Consider the following 23,536-nt stretch of genomic DNA (forward strand, 5'->3'; position numbering starts at 1 on the left):
GCGCTGTCTTGCCTTTTTTCTTCTTGTAGTCCTCGTGTTTTCCCCCCCCCCCCCCCCCCCCCCCCCCCCCCCCCCCCCCCCCCCCCCCCCCCCCTCCCCCGGGGAGGGGTCAGCGGACTTCGTTGAAGCGGACCATGTTGCCCGCCGGGTCGCGGAAGGCGCAGTCGCGGATGCCGTACGGCTGCAGGGTCGGCTCCTGGACGAGCTCGGCGCCGCCGGACTTCAACCGGTCGAACACCGCGTCCAGGTCGGCGGTGGCGAGCACCACCCGCGCGTACGTCCCCTTGGCCATCATCTCGGTGATGGTACGCCGCTCGTCCTCGGTGATGCCCGGGTCCGCGAACGGCGGCTCGAGCACCAGCGACACGTCGGGCTGGTCGGCGGGCCCGACGGTGATCCACCGCATCGGGCCGCCGCCGACGTCCTTGCGGACCTCGAAGCCGAGCAGGTCGCGGTAGAAGGCCAGCGAGGCCTCCGGGTCGGTGTGGGGGAGGAAGGTCCAGTGAATGCTGATGTCGTTCATGACTGCAACGCTAGGCGCGGTCCCCGGGCGGGCGCTTCTCGAAAACTGATCGCCTCCCCGGATGACCTGGACGGGGCCCGGACGGCCCGACGGCCCGGACAAGCCGACGGCCCGACGGCCCGACCCCCGTGCGGACCGGTGTCCGGGGGCCGGGCCGTCGGGCTCGGTCGTGCGGCTCGCGCGGCTGCTCAGGCGGCGCGGCAGCGCAGCATCTCCAGCGGCGGGTGGGCGAGCACGTCCGCCCAGAACTCCTCGCCGTACTCGCGCAGGCCTTCCTCGGAGATCCGCAGCGGCACCCACTCCAGCCCGGTGAACCCGGCCGCCCGCAGCGCCTCCTCGTAGACCTCGCGGCGCGGGACGGTGCCGAGGATGCTGATCGGCCGGGGGTCGAGGAGCGCGGTGACCCGCACCCGCGGTCCGATCTCACCCTGCTCGCCGGTCGGCTCGCAGCGGAACCCGTACTGCTCCAGGGTGAGGCAGTCGAAGGCGTAGTCCGGCTTCTGGGCGAAGACGACGAGCTCCCCGCCCGGCAGCAGGCTGCGGTGGATGCTGCGACACATCCGGTCCAGGGTGGCCCGGTCCTCCGCGTAGTTGAGGCACTGCACCGCCAGGGCTACGTCGAACTTCCGCTCCAGCTCCCGCAGTTCGGCCACGTCGCCGACCTCGTAACGTACCCCCAGCGGGTCGCGCTCCTCGAAGGACCGGGCGGCGGCGACCATCTCGGTGGAGATGTCGACCCCGAGCACGTCCGCCGCGCCGCGCCGGCGCAGCTCCCGGCTGTAGAAGCCGGTGCCGCAGGCGAGGTCCAGGACGCTCCTGCCACGGACGTCCCCGACCAGGCCGAGCACGCTCGGCACCTCGCCGTAGCGGGTCAGCGGCAGTGCCTTGAACCCCTCGAACGCCTCACCGATCAGGTCGTACTGCTGCACGCTCATCGTGTCGTCCTCCCGTGTGCGCAGCCCTGTGCTGTGCTGGGAAGTCTGGCGGAGCCTGACGCGCCGTCGTACTGGCGGAAGCCACGAATCAGCGGCGCCGCGCGAGGTGGACGGTGATGTCCGCCTCCAGTGCGACCCGCTCCGGCAGCACCGCCAGGATCCGGCGGAACACCTCCGCCCGGGTGTCCTCCGGCAGCAGCAGATAGGCCGAGACCGTCGACAGATGGCCGAGGTACTCCTCCGCAGCCATCGTCAACAGCCGTGGCAGCACCAGCTGTTGCACCTGGTCGAACCACTCGGAGCGGCGCAGCTCGGTGCCCGGCCACTGCAACGCCCGCTCCGGCGGCGTGCCGTCCGGGGACGGCACGTCATCGCTCGCCAGGAACGGCGCCCGCACCACCCGTACGGCCTCCGCCAGTTCGGGGTCGGCCAGCTGGACGGGCCCGCCGAAACAGGCGAACACACCGCCCGGGCGCAGCAGTTCGGCCACCCGCCGCCACCGGCCCACCGGGTCGGTCCAGTGCAGTGCCGCCGCCGCGTACACCAGGTCGTACGGGCCGTCCGGCGGCAGCTCCTCGAACGCGGCCCGCACCGTCCGGACGTTCCCCGGGGCGTGCCGGCGCAGCTCGGCGAGCATGGCGGCGTCCGGCTCGGTCGCGGTCACGGCGACGCCGCGACCGGCGAACAGCCGGGTGGCCTTGCCCGTTCCGGCCCCGATCTCCAGCGCCGTCCGCACCGGCCCGCCCGCCTGCTCCGCCGCGTACTCCGCGACCAGGTCGAAGAGCTCCGCCGGATACCCCGGCCGGTAGCGCTCGTAGGCCGCCGCCACCGTCCCGAAACTCAGCGCGCGCTCAGGCACCCGGAGCCTCCGGCAGGGCCAGCCACTCCTCCCAGCCGAGGTCGCGCCCGAGGAACCGCGGCTGCCGGAACGGCCACTCCGTGGCGATCCACCGCGGCACCAGCGCGTCCAGCGCCCGCTCCACCTCGCCGCCGACCAGCTCGTCCACCACCCACCAGGCGATCTCCCCGTCCGCCCCGACCCGCTCCGGCGGATCGATGTACACGCACCCGTGCACCGCCGTCTCGGCCGCGTCCAGCAGCACGTAGTTGAACGACTGGTGCGCGGCGATCTCCCGCTCGTGCCGGGCCAGGTCCACCCGGTTCGCCTCGGCCGTCATCGTCTCGGCCGGCCACCCCCAGGCCGGCCCGAACATCCCGAACAGCCGCTCCCGCGACCCCATCACCGCCGGATAGTCCATCGGCGCGTCGGCCTCCCGGATCGGCCGCAGGTGGTACGCCCCGTCCAGCAGCGGCACATGGACGGGGTGGACGAAGTCAGCAGGAAGCCAGGTCATGCCGCCGAGGCTATCCCGCGAACCGACCGCGAACCCAGCGGATAATCACCCGCGGCCAGGGCGGGACCTGGCCTGGTCCACAAGTCCCGCCTCACTCCCCGGACTTCGGCGGCGGCCACTCGTACGGGGGCAGCCTGCGGTGCACGGGGCGGTCGTTCACCGTCTGCGACTCCTTGTACGAGGCGTAGCGAATCCTCCCGAAGGAGACCTCCCCGTCCCGGTGCACGTCCACCCCTTCGTTCGGGAAGGAGATCCATCCCGCTCCGGCCTGGGGCCCCGACACCCAGGGGGTGACCACGCTGCGCACGTTGGTCTCGCCGGCGACCACGGTGCCCCGCTTCTTCTCGGGGTCGGTGATCTTCACGCCCGTTTCGGTGAAGGCGATGCGGCTCTTCTTCCCGTCCGGTCCCTCCGCCCAGTGCGTGGTCACGCCGTTCAGGTCGGCCCGGTCGGCCCAGACCGTCCCCCAGGCCCTTCCCTGGCCGTGGAACACGTTCAGCCCGTTCGGCGGGAACTCGATCCACCCGTCGCTGTCGCCCGGCCCCTGCACCCACGCGGTCTTCACGCCGTTCACGTCGGCCCGGTCGGCCCAGACCGTCCCCCGGTCCTGCTTGCCCTCCTTGTGCACGTGCACGCCGCCCTGCGGGAAGTCGATCCATCCGTCGCCGGCGTCGCGGCCGTGCACCGTCCTGGCGTTCACGCGGTCCGCGTCGACCTTGTCGGCCAGGACGGATCCCGGGGCGCCGGTCCCGTCGTGGACCTCCACCCCGGTCGCGGAGAAGGCGACCCGGCTCCTGCTCGGCGCCTGCTCGACCCACGGGGTGCGCGTCCCGCTGTCGTACTCGGGGACGAGCGCGTGGACCGTGGTGGTGAGGAAGTACCCCTGGTGCTGCTGTGCGGCGGTGGTCGTCCCGGCGACGAGCGTGTAGGTGGTGCCCCGCCTCGGCGCGGCGGGGGGCGACCAGGTGTAGGACCGCTGGGTCACCTGCGGCCCCTGGGCCGCCGACTGGACGAGCACCTCGTTCCCGCGCGGATCGCGGATCCAGTAGTCGAGGTTGTCCGGCCCCTCCCACGCCAGTACGACGTTCTGACCCGCGTCCACGTCGACCAGGGAGCTCCGCTCCGGGCGGAAGTTGCGGGGGGTCCTCGGAGCCTGCTTCACCAGCCCGAGCGTGGTGGTGAAGGTCGCCCGCCGCACGGGGAGGTTGTCGTCGCCGCCGCCGGAGCGCTCGTGGATCTTCAGCCGGACCAGCCCCGCCAGGTCGGAGACCGGGATGTTCTCCAGTTTCAGGACCAGCGACTCCGCGTCCGGCAGGGTCAGCCTCCCCCCGGAGGGGTCGTGCGCCCGGAAGCGGCCGAGCGTCTTGTCCCAGTCGAACGCCGGTTCCGGCTCCCGGTTGACGGTGTAGTCCTTCTCGATGCTCGCGCTGATCGCCGTGGGGTCGCCCGTCAGGTCGTCGGGGCCGTTGCCGACCGGTATCTCCACGTCGATGAAATCCCACCGCACCTGGGACTGGTGGGTGTTGGAGACGATCACGTAAACGGTTCCCACGGACGGTGCCCCGGGCTGCGACGCCGAGAGCGTGGTGGGATCGGTGAGGATGGCGTAGTTCAGCAAGGACGGCACGATCAGGACTCCCTACTCCGGCGCTTCACACGATGCGGCAGAAGGCGCGCAGTCGAGGCTCGGTGCTGGCGGTGATGGGTATCTCGGTCGGGCGGGCCGTCTCCCCGTGGCCGTGCGGCCACGCGGGGCAGCACCCACAGCATCGTCCCGGCGGGCGGTCCGGGAGCCGCGTTCCCGGATGACTGGCCCGAACAGAGCCTTCGGCGGCCGAAACCGAAAGCCGGCGCGCAGGCTCCCGTGCGGCGGAAAAACAAGCAGGCATGATTGCTTTTTTCTCGGCCCGGTGCCACGCTGCTGCCCGACGGCGCTCGTGACGGGTGGCGTCAACAGGCCGGTAGGGGAGGCGCTTTGGTGCGCGGAGGATCGGTGCTGCGGGTCGGCAATGCCTCGGGGTTCTACGGGGACCGGTTCGCGGCGGTGCGGGAGATGCTGACGGGTGGGCCGCTGGACGTGCTCACCGGGGACTACCTCGCCGAGTTGACCATGCTGATCCTGGCGCGGGACCGGCTGCGGGATCCGTCGCTCGGGTACGCCCGGACGTTCCTGCGGCAGATGGAGGAGTGCCTGGGCCTGGCCCGGGACCGGGGCGTCCGGATCGTGGTGAACGCGGGGGGCCTCAATCCGGCCCGGCTCGCGGAGCGGTTGCGGGAGTTGGCGCAGCGCCTCGGCGTGCCGACCGCCGTCGCCCACGTCGAGGGTGACGACCTGCTGCCACGCAGTGAGGAACTCGGCCTGCCCGACGGCCTGTTGGCCGCCAATGCCTACCTGGGCGGGTTCGGCATCGCCGCCTGTCTCGGAGCGGGGGCGGACGTGGTGGTGGCCGGGCGGGTGACGGACGCCGCACTGGTGGCCGGCCCGGCGATCGCCCACTTCGGTTGGGGCCCGGGCGAGTTGGACGCCATGGCCGGGGCGGTGGTGGCCGGGCACGTGCTGGAGTGCGGGGCGCAGGCGACCGGCGGCAACTACGCCTTCTTCGGCGAGCACGACGTGGACCGCCCGGGCTTCCCGCTGGCCGAACTGCACGCCGACGGCTCCAGCGTGATCACCAAGCACCCCGGGACGGGCGGGGCCGTCACGATCGGCACGGTCACCGCCCAACTCCTGTACGAGACCGGCGGAGCGCACTACCTCGGCCCCGACGTGACCGCCCGGCTGGACTCCGTGCGGCTCACCGAGGAGGGCCCGGACCGGGTGCGGATCGACGGCGTGCGCGGCGAGGCCCCGCCGCCGACCCTCAAGGTCGGCCTGAACCGGCTGGGCGGCCACCGCAACGAGGTGGTCTTCGTGCTGACCGGCCTGGACATCGAGGCCAAGGTCGCCCTGGTGCGACGGCAGTTCGCCGCCGCCCTGCCGCCCGAGGCCCGTCCGGCCGAGCTGCGCTGGACCCTCGCCCGCACCGACCACCCGGACGCCGACACCGAGGAGGCCGCGTCCGCCCTGCTCCGGCTGACCGCCCGGGACCGGGATCCGGCCAAGGTCGGCCGTGAACTCGGCAAGGCCGCCGTGGAGTTGGGCCTCGCCGGGTACCCGGGCTTCCACCTCACCGCCCCGCCCGGCCCGGGCGCCCCGTACGGGGTGTTCACCGCCGCGTACGTGGACGCCGCGCTGGTCGAGCACACCGCCGTCCTGCCGGACGGTCGCCGGATCGCCGTCCCGCCCGCCCCCGTCACCGGCCAAGTGGCCGCCGTGGAGCACGAGTTGCCCGCATCCCCGCCCCCGGGCCCGACCCGCCGCGCCCCGCTCGGCCGGGTGCTCGGCGCCCGCAGCGGCGACAAGGGCGGCGACGCCAATCTGGGCGTCTGGGCCCGCACCGAGGACGCCTGGCGCTGGCTGGCGCACACCCTCACCGTCGACCGGCTGCGCGAACTGCTCCCCGAGACCGCCGACCTGCCCGCCGCCCGGCACCTGCTGCCGAACCTCAGGGCCGTCAACTTCACCCTCACCGGCCTGCTCGGCGAGGGCGTCGCCGCCCAGCACCGCTTCGACCCGCAGGCGAAGGCCCTGGGGGAGTGGCTGCGTTCGCGCCACCTCGACATTCCGGAGGCCCTGCTGTGACCGTCCTGCCCACCCGCGTCGACCCGGCCGGGCCCGAGTACGCGGAGCACCGTGCCGCGATGGTCGCCAAGCTGGCGGAGCTGGACGCCGAGCACGCCAAGGCGCTGGCCGGCGGCGGCCCCAAGTACGTGGAGCGCCACCGCAGGCGGGGCAAGCTGCTGGCCCGGGAGCGGATCGAGCTGCTGGTGGACCAGGACTCGCCGTTCCTGGAGCTCTCCCCGCTGGCGGCCTGGGGCAGTGACCACCCGGTGGGCGCCGCGCTGGTCACCGGCATCGGGGTGATCGAGGGCGTGGAGTGCGTGATCACCGCCAACGACCCGACGGTGCGCGGCGGCGCCAGCAACCCGTGGACGCTGCGGAAGGCCCTGCGGGCCAACGAGATCGCGCTGCAGAACCGGCTTCCCTTGGTGAACCTGGTCGAGTCCGGCGGGGCGGACCTGCCCAGCCAGAAGGAGATCTTCATCCCGGGCGGCGCCCTGTTCCGCGACCTGACCAGGCTCTCGGCGGCCGGGATCCCCACCGTGGCCGTGGTGTTCGGCAACTCGACGGCCGGCGGCGCCTACGTGCCGGGGATGTCGGACCACACCGTGCTGGTCAAGGAGCGCGCCAAGGTGTTCCTCGGCGGCCCGCCGCTGGTGAGGATGGCGACCGGCGAGGAGGCCGACGACGAGTCGCTGGGCGGCGCCGAGATGCACGCCCGCAGCTCCGGCCTGGCCGACCACTTCGCGGTGGACGAGGCGGACGCGCTGCGGATCGCCCGCCGGATCGTCGCCCGGCTGGAGCACCGCAAGCCGGGCCCGGACCCGGACAGCGCCGCCGAGCCGCCGAAGTACGACGAGGAGGAGCTGCTGGGCATCGTCCCGGGCGACCTCAAGGTGCCCTTCGACCCGCGCGAGGTGATCGCCCGGATCGTCGACGGCTCCGACTTCGACGAGTTCAAGCCGCTGTACGGCACCAGCCTGGCCACCGGCTGGGCCCGGCTGCACGGCTACCCGGTGGGCGTCCTGGCCAACGCCCAGGGGGTGCTGTTCAGCGCGGAGTCCCAGAAGGCCGCCCAGTTCATCCAGTTGGCGAACCAGCGGAACACCCCGCTGCTGTTCCTGCACAACACCACCGGCTACATGGTCGGCCGGGACTACGAGCAGGGCGGCATCATCAAGCACGGCGCGATGATGATCAACGCCGTCTCGAACTCCAAGGTCCCGCACCTGTCGGTACTGCTCGGCGCCTCCTACGGGGCGGGCCACTACGGCATGTGCGGCCGGGCCTACGAGCCGCGCTTCCTGTTCTCCTGGCCGAGCGCCAAGTCCGCGGTGATGGGCCCGCAGCAGCTCGCCGGGGTGCTCTCGATCGTGGCCCGCCGGTCGGCCGCGGCGAAGGGGCAGCCGTACGACGAGGACGCGGACGCGGCGATCCGGGCGATGGTCGAGCAGCAAATCGAGGCGGAGTCGCTGCCGGTCTTCCTGTCCGGCCGGCTGTACGACGACGGCGTGATCGACCCGCGCGACACCCGTACGGTGCTGGGCCTGTGTCTGTCCGCGATCCACAACGCGCCGGTCGAGGGCGCGCGTGGCTACGGCGTCTTCCGGATGTGAGAGGTCAGATGATCACCAACCTGCTGGTCGCCAACCGCGGCGAGATCGCCCGCCGGGTGTTCCGCACCTGCCGGGAGCTCGGCATCGCGACCACGGCCGTCCACTCGGACCCGGACGCCGGGGCCCCGCACGTACGGGAGGCGGACGCGGCCGTGCGGCTGCCCGGCGCCGCGCCCGCGGACACCTACCTGCGCGGCGAGCTGATCGTCCGGGCCGCGCTGCGGGCGGGGGCGGACGCCGTCCACCCGGGGTACGGATTCCTGTCGGAGAGCGCGGAGTTCGCCCGGGCCGTGCTGGACGCCGGCCTGCTGTGGGTCGGCCCGCCACCGGCCGCGATCGCCGCGATGGGCTCCAAGACGGCCGCCAAGCGCCTGATGGCCGAGGCCGGGGTGCCGGTGCTGGGCGCGCTGGCCGAGCCGACCGAGGCCGACCTGCCGGTGCTGGTGAAGGCCGCGGCGGGCGGCGGCGGCCGCGGCATGCGGGTGGTCGAACGGCTGGCGGACCTGCCCGCCGAGCTGGCGGCGGCCCGGGCCGAGGCGGCCAAGGCCTTCGGCTCGGACGAGGTGTTCTGCGAGCGCTACCTGCCCAGCGGCCGGCACGTGGAGGTGCAGCTGCTGGCCGACGCCCACGGCACGGTGTGGGCGGTGGGCGACCGCGACTGCTCCCTGCAGCGGCGGCACCAGAAGGTGATCGAGGAGGCCCCGGCCCCCGGCCTGCCGCCGCAGGTGCGGGCCGCGTTGCACGCCGCGGCCGCGGACGCCGCCCGGGCGATCGGCTACGTCGGCGCCGGCACCGCCGAGTTCCTGCTCACCGGGGACGGCCGGTTCTACTTCCTGGAGATGAACACCCGGCTCCAGGTCGAGCACCCGGTCACCGAGGCGGTCACCGGCCTGGACCTGGTCGCGCTCCAACTCGCCGTGGCCGAGGGCGAGGAGCTCCCCGCGGGCGGGCCGCCGCCGAGCACCGGCCACGCGATCGAGGCCCGGCTGTACGCCGAGGACCCGGCCAAGGACTGGCAGCCCGCGACCGGCACCCTGCACCGCCTCGAACTGACCTCGGAGCACCACGAGTTCGGCGGCACCGGACTGCGGCTGGACTCCGGGGCGCGGCTGGACTCCGGACTCCGGATCGACTCCGAACTGCGGCTGGACTCCGGGGTGGAGGCCGGCAGCGAGATCAGCCCGCACTACGACGCGATGCTCGCCAAGGTGATCGTCCGGGCGCCGACCCGGGCCGCCGCCGCCCGGAAGCTGGCCGACGCGCTGGCCCGGGCCAGGATCCACGGGCCGTCCACCAACCGGGAGTTGCTGGTCCGCGCGCTGCGGCACCCGGCCTTCCTGGCCGGGCGGCTGCACACCGGCTTCCTGGCCGAGCACGCGGCCGAGCTGCTCGCCCCCGAGGCCGGGGGCGCCGGGCGGGCCGCCCTGGCCGCCGCCCTGGCCGACGCGGCCGAGCGCGGCACGGCGCTGCCGTCCGGCTGGCGCAACCTGCCCTCCCAGCCCCAGTCCAAGCGCTACCGGGCCTCCGGCGGCGGCGAGTTGGAGGTCCGCTACCGCCGGACCAGGGGCGGCCTGGAGGCCGTGGACCACCCGGACGTCGAACTCGTCGAGGCCGGGGCCGGGTTCGTCCTGCTGCGCGAGGGCGAGGTGCAGCGACGCTACGAGGTGGCCCGCTACGGGGACCAGGTGTACGTCGACTCCCCGACCGGCAGCACCGCGCTCACCGTGCTGCCGCGCTTCCCCGACCCCACCGCCCAGAGCGACCCGGGCGCCCTGCTCGCCCCGATGCCCGGCACCGTCCTGCGCACCACCGCCGCCGTCGGCGACACCGTGGCAGCCGGCCAGCCGCTGCTGGTGCTGGAGGCGATGAAGATGGAGCACCGCGTCACCGCCCCGGCCGACGGCACCCTGGTGGAACTGCGCGTCACCCCGGGCCAGCAGGTCCGGCTCGGCGCCCTGCTCGCCGTCGTCAAGTCCCCCGAAGAAGCCTGAGTACCGCCCGACCACCCGCACCGCGGAAGGACCACGCATGTCGGCCATCGGCAGTCAGCTCCTCGAAACCCCCGAACGCACCGCCCTGCGCAAGGCCGTCGGCGACCTCGGCCGCCGCTACGGCTCCGCCTACTACCTGGCCAAGGCCCGGGCCGGCGAGCCCGCCGAGGAGCTGTGGGCGGAGGCCGGCAAGGCCGGCTACCTGGGCGTCAACCTGCCCGCCGAGTACGGCGGCGGGGGCGGCGGCATCAGCGACCTCGCCATCGTCCTGGAGGAACTCGGCACCGCGGGCTGCCCGTTGCTGCTGCTGATCGTCTCCCCGGCGATCTGCGGCACGGTGATAGCCCGGTACGGCACCGAGGAGCAGAAGCGGCGCTGGCTGCCCGGACTGGCCGACGGCAGCCGCAAGATGGCCTTCGGCATCACCGAGCCGGACGCGGGCAGCAACTCGCACCGGATCTCCACGGTCGCCCGCCGGGACGGCGAGGACTGGCTGCTGACCGGCCGCAAGGTCTTCGTCTCCGGCATCGACCACTCCGACGCCGTGCTCTTCGTGGCCCGCACCGAGGACGCCCGTACGGGCAAGCTCAAGCCCTGTCTGTTCGTCGTCCCCCGGGACACCCCCGGCTTCGAGTACCGGGCGATCCCGATGGAGCTGGTCGCCCCCGAGAAGCAGTTCCAGGTCTTCCTGGACGACGTCCGGCTGCCCGCCGACGCCCTGGTGGGCGACGAGAACGCGGGCCTGCTCCAGCTGTTCGCGGGCCTCAACCCGGAGCGCATCCTGACCGCCGCCTTCTCCCTCGGGCTGGCCCGGCAGGCGCTCGGCAAGGCGGTGGAGTACGCGAAGACCCGCACCGTCTGGTCCACCCCGATCGGCGCCCACCAGGGCCTGGCGCACCCGCTGGCCCAGTGCGCGGTGGAGATCGAGCTGGCCCGGCTGATGACCCAGAAGGCGGGGCTGCTCTACGACGCGGGCGAGGACCTGGCCGCCGGGGAGGCCGCCAACATGGCCAAGTACGCGGCCGGGGAGGCCGCCGCCCGCACCGTCGACCAGGCGGTGCAGACCCTGGGCGGCAACGGCCTCACCCAGGAGTACGGCCTGGGCGCGCTGCTGGCCGCCACCCGGGTCGGCCGGGTCGCCCCGGTGAGCCGGGAGATGGTGCTCAACTTCGTCGCCCAGCACACCCTGGGCCTGCCCAAGTCGTACTGAGCAGTCCTACCGAGCAGCCCTGCCGAGCAGTCCTGGCGAGCGTCGGCACGGAGGGGCGCGCGGCCGCCACCGCAGCGCGCCGTCGTCACCGCACGCCGGTCAGGTGCGCGAACACCACCGTGTTGGCCTCGTACCCGGTGCGCCGGTCGAACTTCCCGCCGCAGGTGATCAGCCGCAGCTCGGCCCGCTCGGTGGGGCCGTAGACCAGGGCGTCCGGGAAGCCCTGCTTGGGGAAGACCCGGACCTCGTCCACGGTGAACACCGCGGTGCGCCGGTCCTTGCGGGCCACCTCGACGGTGTCGCCGGGGCGCAGCAGACCGAGCCGGTAGAAGACGGCCGGTCCGGTGTGGTTGTCGGCGTGGCCGACGACGAGCGCGTTCCCGGCGGCGCCGGGTGTGGTGCCGTCCCGGTACCAGCCGGCCAGGTTGCGCTGGTCCATCGGCGGGGTGTTCAGCTGCTGGGCGGCGGTCAGCCCGAGGCCGGTGACCGGGGCGTCGACCTTGATCGAGGGGATCCGGACCCGGGTCGGCACCGAGGCCGGCAGCGGTGGGTGGGCGGGCGGCCCCGGGCTCGGCCGGGCGGTCGCCGACGGCGCCGCGGGTGCCGGGGCGGCGGGCACGGCGGCGGGGGCCGGCGGCAGCGGCGGCCCGTTTCGGCCGGTGGAGCCGTCGTGCACCAGCCAGGCGCCGCACGCCGCCAACGCGAGCGCGGCGACCCCGGCCCGCCAGGGGCCGGAGCCGCCGCGCGGCGCGCGGGTGGCGCGGTCAGGACTCGGCATTGCGCCCGGAGCGGCGGCGCATCGCGCGGACGCCCAGTCCGCCGGCGCCGAGGACCAGCGCGAGGCCGCCGAGCACCTCGGCGGTGTCGGTCCCGGAGGTGCCGCCGCCACCGGTGCCCACCCCGCCGTGCGGGCCGCCGCCGGGCGAGTGGCTGGGCGAGTGGCTGGGCGAGTGGCTGGGCGAGACCGAGGGCGAGTGCGAGGGCGAGCTGCTGGGTGACGCGGACGGCGACGGCGAGGAGGAGGGCGAGGGTGACGAGGACGGAGACGGGGACGGGGACGGTGACGAGGTGGCGCAGGAGACGTCGAAGACCTTCTGCTTCGCCGCGCCGTTCTCACCGACGAACGTCCATTCGAGCTTGTAGTGCCCGTCCGGGAGGGTGAAGTCGCCGGTGTGCCCGGTGCCGCCGACCAGGACGATCGACCCGGCCAGCACCTGGGCGGTGCCGGTCGGCGGCTGCTGATGGACCGTCCAGTTGACCTCCTGGATGGTGTCGAAGTTGAAGGCGTCGAAGTAGAAGCGGCAGACCTTGGGGTCGTCGCGGGTGTCACTCACCGCGGTGGTGCTGTCGTGCACCTTGACGTCGCCGTTGTCGCCCGGCGCGGCCAGTGCGGCCGGGGCTCCGCCCAGGGCGAGCACGACCGAGACGCCGGCGGCGGCGAGCAGACGACGGGCGGACGGCAGGGAGGCGGACGGCACGGGGACGGAGGTCGATCTCACAGGGGCGCTCCAGGTTCCGGGGGGCCGCACCCGGGCGGGCGGCCGAGGAGCACACCGTCCGATCGAGCGCCCTCCGGAGCAACTGCGCCACGCCTGCCCCGGCCCCGGTTCCCCACAATGGCCCAGTCCCGCCCCGCACTGTCCGTATGCTCCTGAACGCGCCCCGTACCACCCGCTCGCCGATTTGGTTGCTGCATCAACTTCCTTGCTGGAGGCATGCCTTGGTGTTCCGTAGCGAGTTCCCGGACGTCCCCGTCGTCGACCTGCCGATCCATGACGCGGTGCTCGCCGCCGCCGCCGAGTACGGCGACCGGCCGGCCCTGATCGACGGCCTCACCGGGGAGCAGGTCAGCTACGCGCGGCTGGCCGCCTCCGTCGAGCGGGTCGCCGCCGGACTGGCGGAGACGGGGGTGGGCAAGGGCGACGTGGTGGCCCTGTTCAGCCCCAACTCGGTCAGCTACCCGATGGCCTACTACGGCGCCAGCCGGGCCGGTGCCACCGTGACCACGGTGTCCTCCCTCAGCACCGCCCGCGAGCTGGCCGGCCAGCTCGCGGACAGCGCCGCCCGCTGCCTGATCACCGTCTCCCCGTTCCTGGCGACCGCCCGCGCCGCCGCCGAGCTGCTGGCCGCCGACGGCCGCCCGCCGGTCGAGGTCATCGTGCTGGACGGCGCCGAGGGCCACCGCTCGCTCGCCGACCTGCTGGCCGCCACCGGCCCCGCCCCGGAGCCCGCGATCGACCCGGGCGAGGACGTCGCCGTGCTGCCGTACTCCAGCGGCACCACCGGACTGCCCAAGGGGGTGATGCTCACCCACCGCTCGATGGCCACCAACCTGGCCCAGACCGACGCCCTCTACCGCCCCTCCGTCGGCGAACGGGTGCTCGCGGTGCTCCCGTTCTTCCACATCTACGGGCTGACGGCCCTGCTCAACCAGCCGCTGCGGTGCGGCGCCACCGTGGTCGTGCTGCCCCGCTTCGACCTGGAGCAGTTCTGCGGTGCGGTCGAGCGGCACCGGGTGCAGGGCCTGGTGGTCGCGCCGCCGATCGTGCTCGCGCTGGCCAAGCACCCGGTGGTGGCCGACTTCGACCTCTCCTCGGTCGAGTACCTGCTGTGCGCGGCCGCCCCGCTGGACCACGATCTCGCCGAGGCCTGCGCCCGCCGCCTGGGCCTGCCGCACCTGCTCCAGGGCTACGGGATGACCGAGCTGTCCCCGGTCACCCACGTCGTCTCCCCGACGGAGCGCGACCCGGTGCCCGGCTCGGTCGGCCGGATGGTCCCCTCCACCGAACTGCGGGTCATCGCCCTGGACGGCTCCGGCGCGGACCTCGGGCCGGGGGAGCCGGGCGAGCTGCTGATCCGCGGCCCCCAGGTGATGAAGGGCTACTTCGGCCGCCCCTCCGACACCGCCGCCATGGTGGACGCCGAGGGCTGGCTGCACACCGGCGACATCGGCTACGTGGACGGGCGCGGCTACCTGTTCGTCGTCGACCGGGTCAAGGAGCTGATCAAGTACAAGGGGTACCAGGTCGCCCCCGCCGAGCTGGAGGCCGTCCTGCTCGGCCACCCGCAGATCGCCGACGCCGCCGTGATCGGCGTCCGGGACGCCGACGGGACGGAGTGCCCCAAGGCCTTCGTGGTCCGTGCCCCCGGCAGCGAGCTCACCGCGGAGGAGGTCACCGGGTACGTGGCCGGGCACGTCGCCCCCTACAAGAAGGTGCGCGCGGTGGAGTTCGTGGACGCCGTCCCCAAGTCCGCGGCCGGCAAGATCCTCCGCCGCGAACTGCGCGCCCGCGAGGCCGCCCGCTGAGACCCGCCGACCAGGACCCGGGCGGCCGGCGGGCGCGGCCCGTCTGTGAGGATCGACCCGCGGCGCCCCGACCCGCCGCGCCCCGACCGGAACAGACCCCATCGACACAGGAACCGCCACCCGCCATGACCAGCCACCCCGCCGTCCGCACCCCCCAGCAGGACCGCAGCCGAGCGACCAGGGCCCGGTTGCTCGCGGCCGCCGTGGACTGCCTGGCCGAGCTCGGCTGGCAGGGCTCCACCGTCACCGTGGTCGCCGAACGGGCCGGCGTCTCCCGGGGCGCCGCCCAGCACCACTTCCCGACCCGCGAGGACCTCTTCACCGCGGCCGTCGAGCACGTCACCGCCGAGCGGCTGGCGGCCGTCCGCGCCCACGCGGACGAGCTGCCGGCCGCCGGCCCCGACCGGACCCGGGCCGTGGTCGACCTGATCGTCCGCCTCTACACCGGCCCGCTGTTCCGGGCCGCCCTGCACCTGTGGACCGCCGCCGCCACCGAGGACGGGCTGCGCGAGCGGATCGTCGCGCTGGAGGGCCACGTCGGCCGGGAGGCCCACCGGGCCGCCGTGGAGTTCCTGGACGCCGACGAGACCCGCCCGGGCGTGCGCGAATCGGTGCAGGCCACCCTCGACCTCGCCCGCGGACTCGGCCTGGCCAATCTGCTCACCGACGACAGCCTTCGACGTTCCGGAGTGATCCGGCAGTGGGCAGGCGTTCTGGAGAGTACGCTGCGGCCGGTACGCCCATGACGCCCGTACAACCGAGCGACCGGACGGCCCCCGACCAAGGGGTCGCCGGGCGGCCGATGTCCGTGCAGTCTGGAGAAGAACCCCGGCCGGCACCGACCGCGAGGCCCGCCCGGCCGGGAACGAGCCGAACCGGGGTGCTGCCTGAATGCACGGACACGAGTGCGACGCGACCGCCGCCGCCGGCCCCGCGCCGAGCGGCGATCCCGTACGTCCGGAGGGTCACCGCCTCGTCCCGCTCGCCACGGCCCTGCTGCAGAGCGACGGCCTGATCCTGCACTGGAGCGAGGACGCCGAGGCGCTGCTCGGCTACTCCGCCGAGGAGGCCGTCGGCAGCTACGCCGCGCGGCTGCTCACCGACGAGACCGACCGGCCCGCGGTGCTCGGCCTGTTCCAGCGGATCATGTCCGGCAGCGGCGCCTCCTTCGTCTTCCCGGTCCGCCACCGCGACGGCCACCGGGTGGAGCTGGAGTTCCGCACCTACCCGATCGCCGGACCGGCCGGCACCCTGCTGCTGCTCGCCACCGCCTCCGACACCCAGGCCCTGCACGCCATCGAGGCCGACCTCGCGGTGCTGGACGGCGTCTTCGGCCGCTCCCCGATCGGCATGGCCGTCTACGACTGCGACCTGCGCTACGTCCGGATCAACGAGGCGCTGGCCCGGATGAACGGCGTCCCGGCCGCCGCCCACCTCGGCCGCCGGATATCCGCCGTCCTGCCCGGCATCAACACCGCCGAGATCGAACAGACCATGAGACAGGTCCTCAAGACCGGCAAGCCCGTGGTGGACGCCCGCTCGCACGGCCGCGTCCCGGGCGACCCCAAGCGGGACCGCGCCTGGTCCGCCTCCTACTTCCGGCTGGAGGACTCCACCGGCCGGGTCTTCGGCGTCTGCTCCTCGATCATCGACGTCACCGAACGCTTCCAGGCCGAGGCCCGGGCCGCCCGGGCCCAGGAACGGCTCGCCACCATCGCCGAGGCCACCGCCCGGATCGGCACCACCCTCGACCTCCAGCGCACCGCCGAGGAACTCATCGAGGCGGTCGTCCCCCGGTTCGCCGACTTCGCCACCGTCGACCTGCTGGAACCGGTGCTGCGCGGGGCCGAGCCCACCCCGATCCCCTCCGACCGCTCCGTCACCCTGCGCGCCGTCGCGGTCGGCGAGAACTACGACACCGGCCTGGCGCACGCCGTGGACGTCGTCGGCGAGACCTCCGAGTACGCCCCCGACCGCAGCTACACCCAGTGCCTGCGCAGCGGGCGGCCGCTGCTGCGCGCCCACGTGGACGAGGAGGTGCTGCGCGGCCTGGTCTCCAGCGAGGACCGGGTCGCTCCCGGGATGGCCGCCGGCATCCACTCGTACCTGATGGTGCCGATCACCGCCCGGGGCATGGTCCTCGGCGGCTCCGAGTTCATCCGGATGCGCAACCCCGAGCCGTTCAACGACGCCGACGTCGCGCTCGCCGAGGAACTCGTCGCCCGCACCGCCCTGGCCCTGGACAACGCCCGGCTCTACCGCCGGGAGCGGGAGACCGCCCTCACCCTCCAGCGCAGCCTGCTGCCGCAGGAGATCCACCGCACCCTCGGCCTGGAGATCGCCTACCGCTACCTGCCCAGCAGCGTGGTCAGCGAGGTCGGCGGCGACTGGTTCGACGTGGTGCCGCTCTCCTGCGGGCGGGTCGCCCTGGTGGTCGGCGACGTGATGGGCCACGGCATCCGGGCCGCCGCCACCATGGGCCAGCTGCGCACCGTCGCCCGCACCCTGGCCACCCTGGACATGCCGCCCGAGCAGGTGCTCACTCGGCTGGACGAGACCGCCTCGGGGATCGGCGAGGGCCAGTTCGCCACCTGCATCTGCGCCGTCTACGATCCGCTGGAGCGCACCGTCCAGGTCGCCTCGGCCGGGCACCTGCCGCCGGTCTGGGTCGGCACCGACGGCACCGCCCGCCGGATCGAGGTGCCGCCCGGCGTCCCGCTGGGCGTCGGCGGGGTCGCCTTCGAGTCCATCGGCTTCACCCTCCCGGAGGGCACCCTGCTCGCCCTCTACACCGACGGACTGGTGGAACGGCGCGGCCAGGACCTGGACCACGGCATCGACCTGCTGGCCCGCACCCTGGCCGGGCCCGGCCGGACGTTGGAGGAGAGCTGCGACGCGGTGATCGGCGCCCTGGTCACCGACGGCACCGAGGACGACATCGCGATGATCATGGCCCGGGCGCTGCCGGTGCCCGCCGACCGGATCGCCACCCTGCCGCTCACCGGCGGCGGCAAGCTCCCCGGCAAGGCCCGCCGCTTCACCCGGGCCACCCTGGACGCCTGGGGCCTGACCGCGGTCTCCGACTACGCCGAACTGCTGGTCAGCGAACTGGTCACGAACGCCCTGCTGCACGCCGAGGCACCGCGCCGGCTGCGGCTGTTCCGCGACCGGGTGCTCACCGTCGAGGTCTCCGACGCCGGCGGCGCGACCCCGCAGCTGCGCCCCTTCGCGGAGCAGGACGAGGGCGGGCGCGGGATGTTCCTGGTCAGCGAACTCGCCCAGCGCTGGGGCAGCCGGCTGACCCGGGACGGCAAGGTGGTCTGGGCCGAGCTGGAGCTGCCCTTCGGGGTCTCCTAGGCGCTGCCCGAACGCGCGAGAACGGTCGTTCCCGTAACGGGGAACGACCGTTCTCGCGCTTCCTCACGCGGGCACGTGCGGCTTGACCGCGTGCTCCGCGTTCTCGGCGTTCTCCGCCGTCTCCGGCCCGGCGGCGACCGCCCTGGCGGTGACCGGCTCGGCCGCCGTCGGGGCGGACAGCCCGCGCAGCAGCAGCCAGGCCAGCAGGCCCGCGCCGACCAGCAGCACCCCGGCCAGCAGCCCGGCGCTGTTCATGCCGTGCACGAAGGCGTCCCTGGCGCTCGCCAGCAGCGGCTGGGCGAGGTCCGGCGACAGCCCGTCCGCCGTCTCCACGGCCGCGCCCAGCGACTCCCCGGCCCGGGCGGCGACCTCCGGGGAGGCCCCGGCCGGGACGGACAGCCCGTTCGCGTAGATCGAGCCGACCACCGAGCCGACCAGTGCGATGCCGAGCGCGGTGCCCAGCTCGTACGCGGTCTCGGAGACCGCCGAGGCGGCCCCGGCCTTGTCGGCGGCCGCGGCGGTCAGCACCAGGTCGGCGCCGAGGGTGTAGACCACGCCCTCCGCGGTGCCGGTGACCAGGAAGGAGACCGCCAGCACCAGGTAGGTGGTGTCCTGCTGGAACCAGCCCAGCGCGCCCGCCGCCAGGCCCATCGCCAGCAGGCTGACGGTCAGCGCCTTGCGCGCGCCGAAGCGCCGGGCGATCCGGGCGGTGAGCAGCCCGCCCGCCACCGAGCCGGCGAAGGCCGGCAGCTCCGCCAGGCCCGCCTGGAGCGGCTCGTAGCCGCGCACCAGCTGGAGGTACTGGGAGACCACGAAGATCACGCCGGACAGGCCGACCAGGGAGATCAGCGAGGCCGTGACGGCGGCGGTGAACCGCCGGTCGCGGAACAGCCGGACGTCCAGCAGCGGGGTCTCCAGCCGCAGCTGGCGGCGGACGAACAGGGTGAGCGCGGCGGCGCCGAGCAGGAAGGTGACCGGGACGTCCCAGCGGGCCACGCCGTGCGCGGCGGCCTCCTTGATCGCGTAGACCATGCCGATCACCCCGGCCATCGACAGCCCGACGCTCAGCACGTCCCAGCGGCCCGGCTCCGGGTCCCTGGACTCCGGCAGCAGCCAGGCGCCGAGCACCAGCAGCAGGAGCAGCACCGGGATGTTCAGCAGGAACACCGAGCCCCACCAGAAGTGCTCCAACAGCAGCCCGCCGACCACCGGCCCGAGCGCGGCACCGGCCGTGGCGGCCGCGCCCCAGATGCCGATCGCGGTGGCCCGCTCCCGGTCGTCCGGGAAGAGGCTGCGGATCAGCGACAGCGTGGAGGGCATGATCGTCGCCCCGGCGACGCCGAGCAGCGCGCGGGCCAGGATCAGCCAGCCCGGGCCCGGCGCGTACGCGGCCAGCAGGGAGGCCGCGCCGAAGGCGGCGGCACCCGTCAGCAGCAGCTTCTTGCGGCCGATCCGGTCGCTCAGGGCACCCATGCTGACCAGCAGGCCGGCCAGTACGAAGGAGTAGGAGTCGCCGATCCAGAGCAGCTGGGTGCCGCTGGGGCGCAGCGTCTCGCTGATGGACGGAATGGCGAGGGACAGCACGGTCGCGTCGAGGGCGACCACGGTGACGGCCAGCACCAGGACGGCGAGGCCGGTCCAGCGCTGGCGGGTGGTCGGGGCGGGGGTGCTCATGGTGTATCGGTTTCCGGTTTCCGGTCCGAGGTGCTGTGGGTCGTCGCGACGGGGGTGGCGACGGGGGTGGTGGCGACGGGGGCGGTGGCGACGGGCGTGGCGACGGGTGCAGGGGCCTCCGGTCGGCGCAGCGCGCCGCCGAGGAAGAGCTCGGCGAGCGAGAAGGCGGCGTCGCGCGGGGCGAGCCGGCCGTCCTGGATGGCCCAGCCGATGCCGGCCACCAGGTCGAAGAAGGCCTCGCTCAGCCAGGCGGCGCTCAGCTCGATCCGGAAGACGCCCTCGCGCTGCCCGCGCAGGAAGAGCGCGTGCAGCCGGTCGATCTGGACCTCCCAGAGGTCGTTGATGTCGGCGTGGTCGTAGAGCTGGTTCTCGCCGGCCAGGAAGGCGCAGAGCATGGCGTCCGGGACGGCGGCGTCCACCAGGCGGCGCAGCGCGGCCTGGGCGTCGCCCTGCTCGGTGGCGGCGGTGTCCAGGGCGGCGGCGAAGCGCTGCAGGCCGCGCAGGCCGACCTCGCGGATCAGCGCGTCGCGGCCGGGGAACAGCCGGTGCAGGGTGGCCCGGCTGATGCCCGCGGCGCGGGCGATCTCGTCCAGGTGGGCGGTGGGGCGGCGGGACAGCACGCCGACGGCGGCTTCCAGAACGGTGTCGCGGTCGGTGGCCATGCAACGAGTCTAGGGCAAGTGAGACATCCGTGTCTCACTTTTACCGCGAGGATCTCAACTGCGAGGTCGGCGACCGGCCGATGGGCAGCAAAAACCGGGGGCGGCGGGTGCCGTCCCCGGTCGGGGTGGAGGTGGGCCGAAACGGCCCGCTCCGCTGCGCTCAGCTCTGGTTGTAGAACCCGGTGTCGTCGATCGGCCGGTCGATCACCATCACCTCGACGTCCGCCGGGGTGAGCAGGAAGACCCGGCGGGCGATCCGCTCGATGCCGCCCCGGGTGCCGAAGATCAGCCCGGAGGCGAAGTCGACCATGCGCTTGGCCTCGGCCTCGTCCATCTCGGTGAGGTCCATCACCACGGGGATGGAGGCCCGGATGTGCTCACCGACCGTACGGGCCGCCTCGAAGCCCGTCGGCCGCAGGGAGACGATCTTCGCGGGCGCGGGGACGGCCGGCACCGTCTCCTGATCCACCCACTCGTCGTCGTACACCGCGGCCGGGTAGTTCCCGGAGGGCATCAGCCACCCGTTGTGGTGCTCGTCGCGAAGTGCTCCCATGCCGCGCCTCCCTGCCTCGTCCCGTCTGGTCCCCCGGGGGTGAGTGTCCTTCTTGACACGTCATCCACTCGACGGAACTGTCCGAGTATCGCACTGTTCACCGGTCCCGTGCCCGTTCGCGGCCCCCGTAAGAGTCGCGCCGTGCCGGAAACCCGGGCGGACCCGGGCAAAGAGAGCGACGCGGCACGGCGCCGTACGGTTGCGCGCGTAGACCATATCGGTAGCGGTCACCGCCCAATTGACCTTCTGTCAACAATGCGGAAACGATTTCACTCGCCGGTCGAACCGTCCACCAGTTCGCGCAACAAATCCGCGTGACCGTTGTGTCGCGCGTACTCCTCGATCATGTGCACCAGGATCCAGCGGAGCGTCACCTCCTGGCCGTGGCGCGGCCGCTTGCCGACGGTGTCCAGCGGCAGACCGGCCGCGGCCCGGCGGGCGGCCTCGATCTCGGCGCGCCAGGTGGCGAAGTCCGCCGCGACGTCGGCGGTGGCCACGTTGTCGAAGTCGCCGTCCGGGTCCGCCTCGGTCCAGTAGTGGCCGGTGGCGACCTCCGCGCCCAGCAGGACGCCCTGGAACCAGTGCCGTTCCACCTCGGCCATGTGCCGGACCAGGCCGAGCAGCGAGAGCGAGGACGGCGGGACGGAGCGCAGCCGCAACTGGTCGTCGGTCAGACCCGCGCATTTCAGGGCGAGCGTGCTGCGGTGGTAGTCGAGCCAGGAGGTGAGCATGGCGGCCTCGTCGGCGGCCATCGGCGGGTCCACCCGCGGGGTGAGTTCGGTCATGCCGACATCCTGGTCGCCGACGGCCCGCCGGTGCGAGCGAATTGTCGGCGGCGGGTGGGGGAGGGGAACGGCATCGGGCGGGACGGTGTCGGCCTGCTGCCCTGCGGCGCGGGCTCGTTGGTGGATTTTCCGCCGACCTCACCGCGGGCCGTTGACCGCCGGGCCTCCCGGCCGATTGGCTCGGTCGAGAGCCCGCCGCCGGGAGGGAGCCCGGCCGGGCGAACAGAGGGGACTGAGCTCATGACCCGTACCACCCGTACCACCCGGGCCACCCGGACCACCCGTGACCGCCGGCTGCTGGGCGCCGGCAGCGTGCTGGCGGCCGCCGTCGCACTCGCCGTCACCGCCGCCCCCGCCCAGGCCGACCCGGCGCTGCGCGGCACCGTCCGGATCAGCACCGGGGTGAACGGCGCCGCCCCCGACGACCAGTCCTGGAGCCAGGGCGTCAGCGCGGACGGCCGCTACGCCCTGTTCACCTCCTGGGCCAAGAACCTGGTGCCCCAGCCCACCGTCGGCGGGCGCGACGCCTACGTACGGAACCTGCGCACCGGCCGCACCGAGCGGGTCAACCTCTCCGACTCGGGCGAGGCGCTGAACGGCTGGACCGACCAGGCCGCGATCAACGCCGACGGCCGCTACGTCGCCTTCGAGAGCAACGCCGACAACGTGGTGCCCGGCATGCAGGTCAAGGGCCGCACCGAGGTGTACCTCCGGGACCGCCGGACCGGCCGCACCGAGCTGGTCAGCGGCGGGCTCACGGCCACCGACACCGACCAGTTCCACGCCTCCTACGCGCCGCAGATCAGCGCCGACGGCCGGTACGTGGTCTACGTGTCCTCCCGGACGGACCTCGACCCGACCGTGGTGGACCCCGCACCCGGGGCCGCGCCCGCGCCCTCGCTGGCCAGGCCGTACACCTGGAAGATCAACGTCTACCTCACCGACCGCCGCACCCACACCACCCGGCTGATCTCCCGGGACACGGCCGGCAAGCCGGGTGAGAGCACCTCCTTCCGCCCGACCATCAGCGCGAACGGACGCACCGTCGGCTTCGGCTCGCTCTCCGAGCTGCTGCCGGCCGGGCCGACCCCCGCCCCGGCGGCTCCCACCGCCCCTGCCGCCCCCGGCGTGGCGCCGGAGCTGGCCCTGGCCCGGCCGACCACCGCCGTCTACTACACCTGGGACGCGGCCTCCGGGAGGCTCACGCCCGCCAGCTACGACACCGACGGCAAGCTCGCCGACGCGGACTTCGACGCCACCGTCAGCCCGGACGGCCGGTACGCCGTCTACTCCCTGCCCGAGCCCGGCGGTTCCACCGGCGGCCACCGGTACCACACCGTGCTGCACGTGCGGGACCTGCGGACGGGCGCCGTGCGGAAGGTGAGCGGCGGCCTGCCCGGGACCACCTCGGTCGGCTCCTCCGGGCACGGCTCGATCACCGCCGACAACCGCTGGCTCTACTTCGACTCCGCCGCCGACAACCTGGTGCCGGGCCCCCAACACCCGGGCTGGGACGTCTACCGCCAGGACCTGCGCACCGGCCGCACCGAGCGGGTCACCACCGCGCCGGACGGCTCGCCCGGCAACGGCTCGTCCAACGCCCCGTTCGTGTCCGCCGCCGGGAACACCGTGGTGTTCGACTCGACCAGCGGCAACCTGGTCCCCGGCACCGACGCCCCGGCGGCCGAGGCCCACCAGGCCTTCGCCCGGCCCACCGGCACCCGGGCGGGCGACGGCGACGACCAGGGCGAGGACCAGGACGACTGACCGGGACGGCTGACCGGGACGCCGCGGGGGGGGGGCCCCCCCCCCCCCTGCGCGGGTTAGGTCGTCCGGGGCGGAAAGGCCCTTGTGGGTTCATCGGTGGCGCTGGTGGCGGTGGTGTTTGTTCTGTTGCTTTTTTTCCC

At 74.0% G+C, this 23,536-nt stretch carries 19 protein-coding genes; 8 read left to right on the forward strand and 11 right to left on the reverse strand.

What is annotated here, in order from left to right:
* Window positions 1-109 precede the first annotated feature (109 nt).
* From ACZ4W5_RS35460 to ACZ4W5_RS35480, 5 genes are all read right to left on the reverse strand, one after another.
* Window positions 110-523, reverse strand: coding sequence for a VOC family protein (locus ACZ4W5_RS35460; protein ID WP_360243878.1), 414 nt, complete (start codon window positions 521-523; stop codon window positions 110-112).
* A 188-nt stretch (window positions 524-711) separates the two neighbouring features.
* Entirely contained in the window at window positions 712-1,458 is a 747-nt protein-coding gene (locus ACZ4W5_RS35465; protein WP_465659213.1) for a class I SAM-dependent methyltransferase, read from the reverse strand.
* A gap of 88 nt (window positions 1,459-1,546) precedes the next feature.
* The gene (locus ACZ4W5_RS35470; RefSeq protein WP_465659215.1) at window positions 1,547-2,317 is read right to left on the reverse strand and encodes a class I SAM-dependent methyltransferase; all 771 of its coding nucleotides are present in this window, start codon (window positions 2,315-2,317) and stop codon (window positions 1,547-1,549) included.
* Window positions 2,310-2,813 (reverse strand): N-acetyltransferase, encoded by a 504-nt coding sequence (locus ACZ4W5_RS35475; RefSeq protein ID WP_465659217.1) that lies wholly within the window; start codon window positions 2,811-2,813, stop codon window positions 2,310-2,312. The genes ACZ4W5_RS35470 and ACZ4W5_RS35475 overlap by 8 nt, the downstream gene beginning before the upstream one ends.
* A 91-nt stretch (window positions 2,814-2,904) precedes the next feature.
* Window positions 2,905-4,440, reverse strand: coding sequence for a hypothetical protein (locus tag ACZ4W5_RS35480; RefSeq protein ID WP_465659219.1), 1,536 nt, complete (start codon window positions 4,438-4,440; stop codon window positions 2,905-2,907).
* A gap of 351 nt (window positions 4,441-4,791) precedes the next feature.
* On the opposite strand from ACZ4W5_RS35480, the gene ACZ4W5_RS35485 reads away from it, so the two are divergent.
* The 4 genes from ACZ4W5_RS35485 to ACZ4W5_RS35500 are packed head-to-tail and all read left to right on the forward strand — an operon-like array spanning window position 4,792 to window position 11,291.
* Entirely contained in the window at window positions 4,792-6,495 is a 1,704-nt protein-coding gene (locus ACZ4W5_RS35485) for an acyclic terpene utilization AtuA family protein (protein ID WP_465659221.1), read from the forward strand.
* Entirely contained in the window at window positions 6,492-8,090 is a 1,599-nt protein-coding gene (locus ACZ4W5_RS35490) for an acyl-CoA carboxylase subunit beta (RefSeq protein ID WP_465659222.1), read from the forward strand. The genes ACZ4W5_RS35485 and ACZ4W5_RS35490 overlap by 4 nt, the downstream gene beginning before the upstream one ends.
* An 8-nt stretch (window positions 8,091-8,098) precedes the next feature.
* A complete protein-coding gene (locus ACZ4W5_RS35495) occupies window positions 8,099-10,081 on the forward strand; it encodes an acetyl/propionyl/methylcrotonyl-CoA carboxylase subunit alpha (RefSeq protein WP_465659224.1) in 1,983 nt (660 codons plus the stop codon).
* 37 nt (window positions 10,082-10,118) lie between these two features.
* Window positions 10,119-11,291 (forward strand): acyl-CoA dehydrogenase family protein, encoded by a 1,173-nt coding sequence (locus tag ACZ4W5_RS35500; RefSeq protein ID WP_465659226.1) that lies wholly within the window; start codon window positions 10,119-10,121, stop codon window positions 11,289-11,291.
* Between the two features lie 85 nt (window positions 11,292-11,376).
* Here the strand turns inward: ACZ4W5_RS35500 and ACZ4W5_RS35505 are convergent, their stop codons facing one another.
* Window positions 11,377-12,069, reverse strand: coding sequence for a class F sortase (locus tag ACZ4W5_RS35505; RefSeq protein WP_465659228.1), 693 nt, complete (start codon window positions 12,067-12,069; stop codon window positions 11,377-11,379).
* Window positions 12,056-12,790, reverse strand: a complete 735-nt coding sequence (locus ACZ4W5_RS35510; protein ID WP_465659230.1) for a hypothetical protein — start codon at window positions 12,788-12,790, stop codon at window positions 12,056-12,058. Before ACZ4W5_RS35510 ends, ACZ4W5_RS35505 begins: the two co-directional genes overlap by 14 nt.
* A 221-nt stretch (window positions 12,791-13,011) precedes the next feature.
* On the opposite strand from ACZ4W5_RS35510, the gene ACZ4W5_RS35515 reads away from it, so the two are divergent.
* From ACZ4W5_RS35515 to ACZ4W5_RS35525, 3 genes are all read left to right on the forward strand, one after another.
* Window positions 13,012-14,598 (forward strand): 4-coumarate--CoA ligase family protein, encoded by a 1,587-nt coding sequence (locus ACZ4W5_RS35515; RefSeq protein ID WP_465659232.1) that lies wholly within the window; start codon window positions 13,012-13,014, stop codon window positions 14,596-14,598.
* Between the two features lie 125 nt (window positions 14,599-14,723).
* On the forward strand, window positions 14,724-15,344 hold the full coding sequence (locus ACZ4W5_RS35520; RefSeq protein ID WP_360230409.1) for a TetR/AcrR family transcriptional regulator: 621 nt from the start codon (window positions 14,724-14,726) through the stop codon (window positions 15,342-15,344).
* 145 nt (window positions 15,345-15,489) lie between these two features.
* A complete protein-coding gene (locus ACZ4W5_RS35525; RefSeq protein WP_360230411.1) occupies window positions 15,490-17,955 on the forward strand; it encodes a SpoIIE family protein phosphatase in 2,466 nt (821 codons plus the stop codon).
* 63 nt (window positions 17,956-18,018) lie between these two features.
* On the opposite strand, the gene ACZ4W5_RS35530 is transcribed toward ACZ4W5_RS35525, so the two are convergent.
* The 4 genes from ACZ4W5_RS35530 to ACZ4W5_RS35545 form a co-directional block, all read right to left on the reverse strand.
* Window positions 18,019-19,629 carry an MFS transporter gene (locus ACZ4W5_RS35530; protein ID WP_465659234.1) on the reverse strand — a complete coding sequence of 537 codons (1,611 nt, stop codon included), beginning with the start codon at window positions 19,627-19,629 and terminating at the stop codon, window positions 18,019-18,021.
* Window positions 19,626-20,291 (reverse strand): TetR/AcrR family transcriptional regulator, encoded by a 666-nt coding sequence (locus ACZ4W5_RS35535; RefSeq protein WP_465659236.1) that lies wholly within the window; start codon window positions 20,289-20,291, stop codon window positions 19,626-19,628. Before ACZ4W5_RS35535 ends, ACZ4W5_RS35530 begins: the two co-directional genes overlap by 4 nt.
* A 160-nt stretch (window positions 20,292-20,451) precedes the next feature.
* Entirely contained in the window at window positions 20,452-20,844 is a 393-nt protein-coding gene (locus ACZ4W5_RS35540; RefSeq protein WP_360230417.1) for a cell division protein SepF, read from the reverse strand.
* A 269-nt stretch (window positions 20,845-21,113) separates the two neighbouring features.
* Entirely contained in the window at window positions 21,114-21,629 is a 516-nt protein-coding gene (locus ACZ4W5_RS35545; protein WP_360230419.1) for a DinB family protein, read from the reverse strand.
* 240 nt (window positions 21,630-21,869) lie between these two features.
* On the opposite strand from ACZ4W5_RS35545, the gene ACZ4W5_RS35550 reads away from it, so the two are divergent.
* A complete protein-coding gene (locus ACZ4W5_RS35550) occupies window positions 21,870-23,396 on the forward strand; it encodes a TolB family protein (RefSeq protein ID WP_465659239.1) in 1,527 nt (508 codons plus the stop codon).
* Window positions 23,397-23,536 lie beyond the last annotated feature (140 nt).

It is taken from the genome of Kitasatospora sp. NPDC029367 (assembly GCF_055569135.1).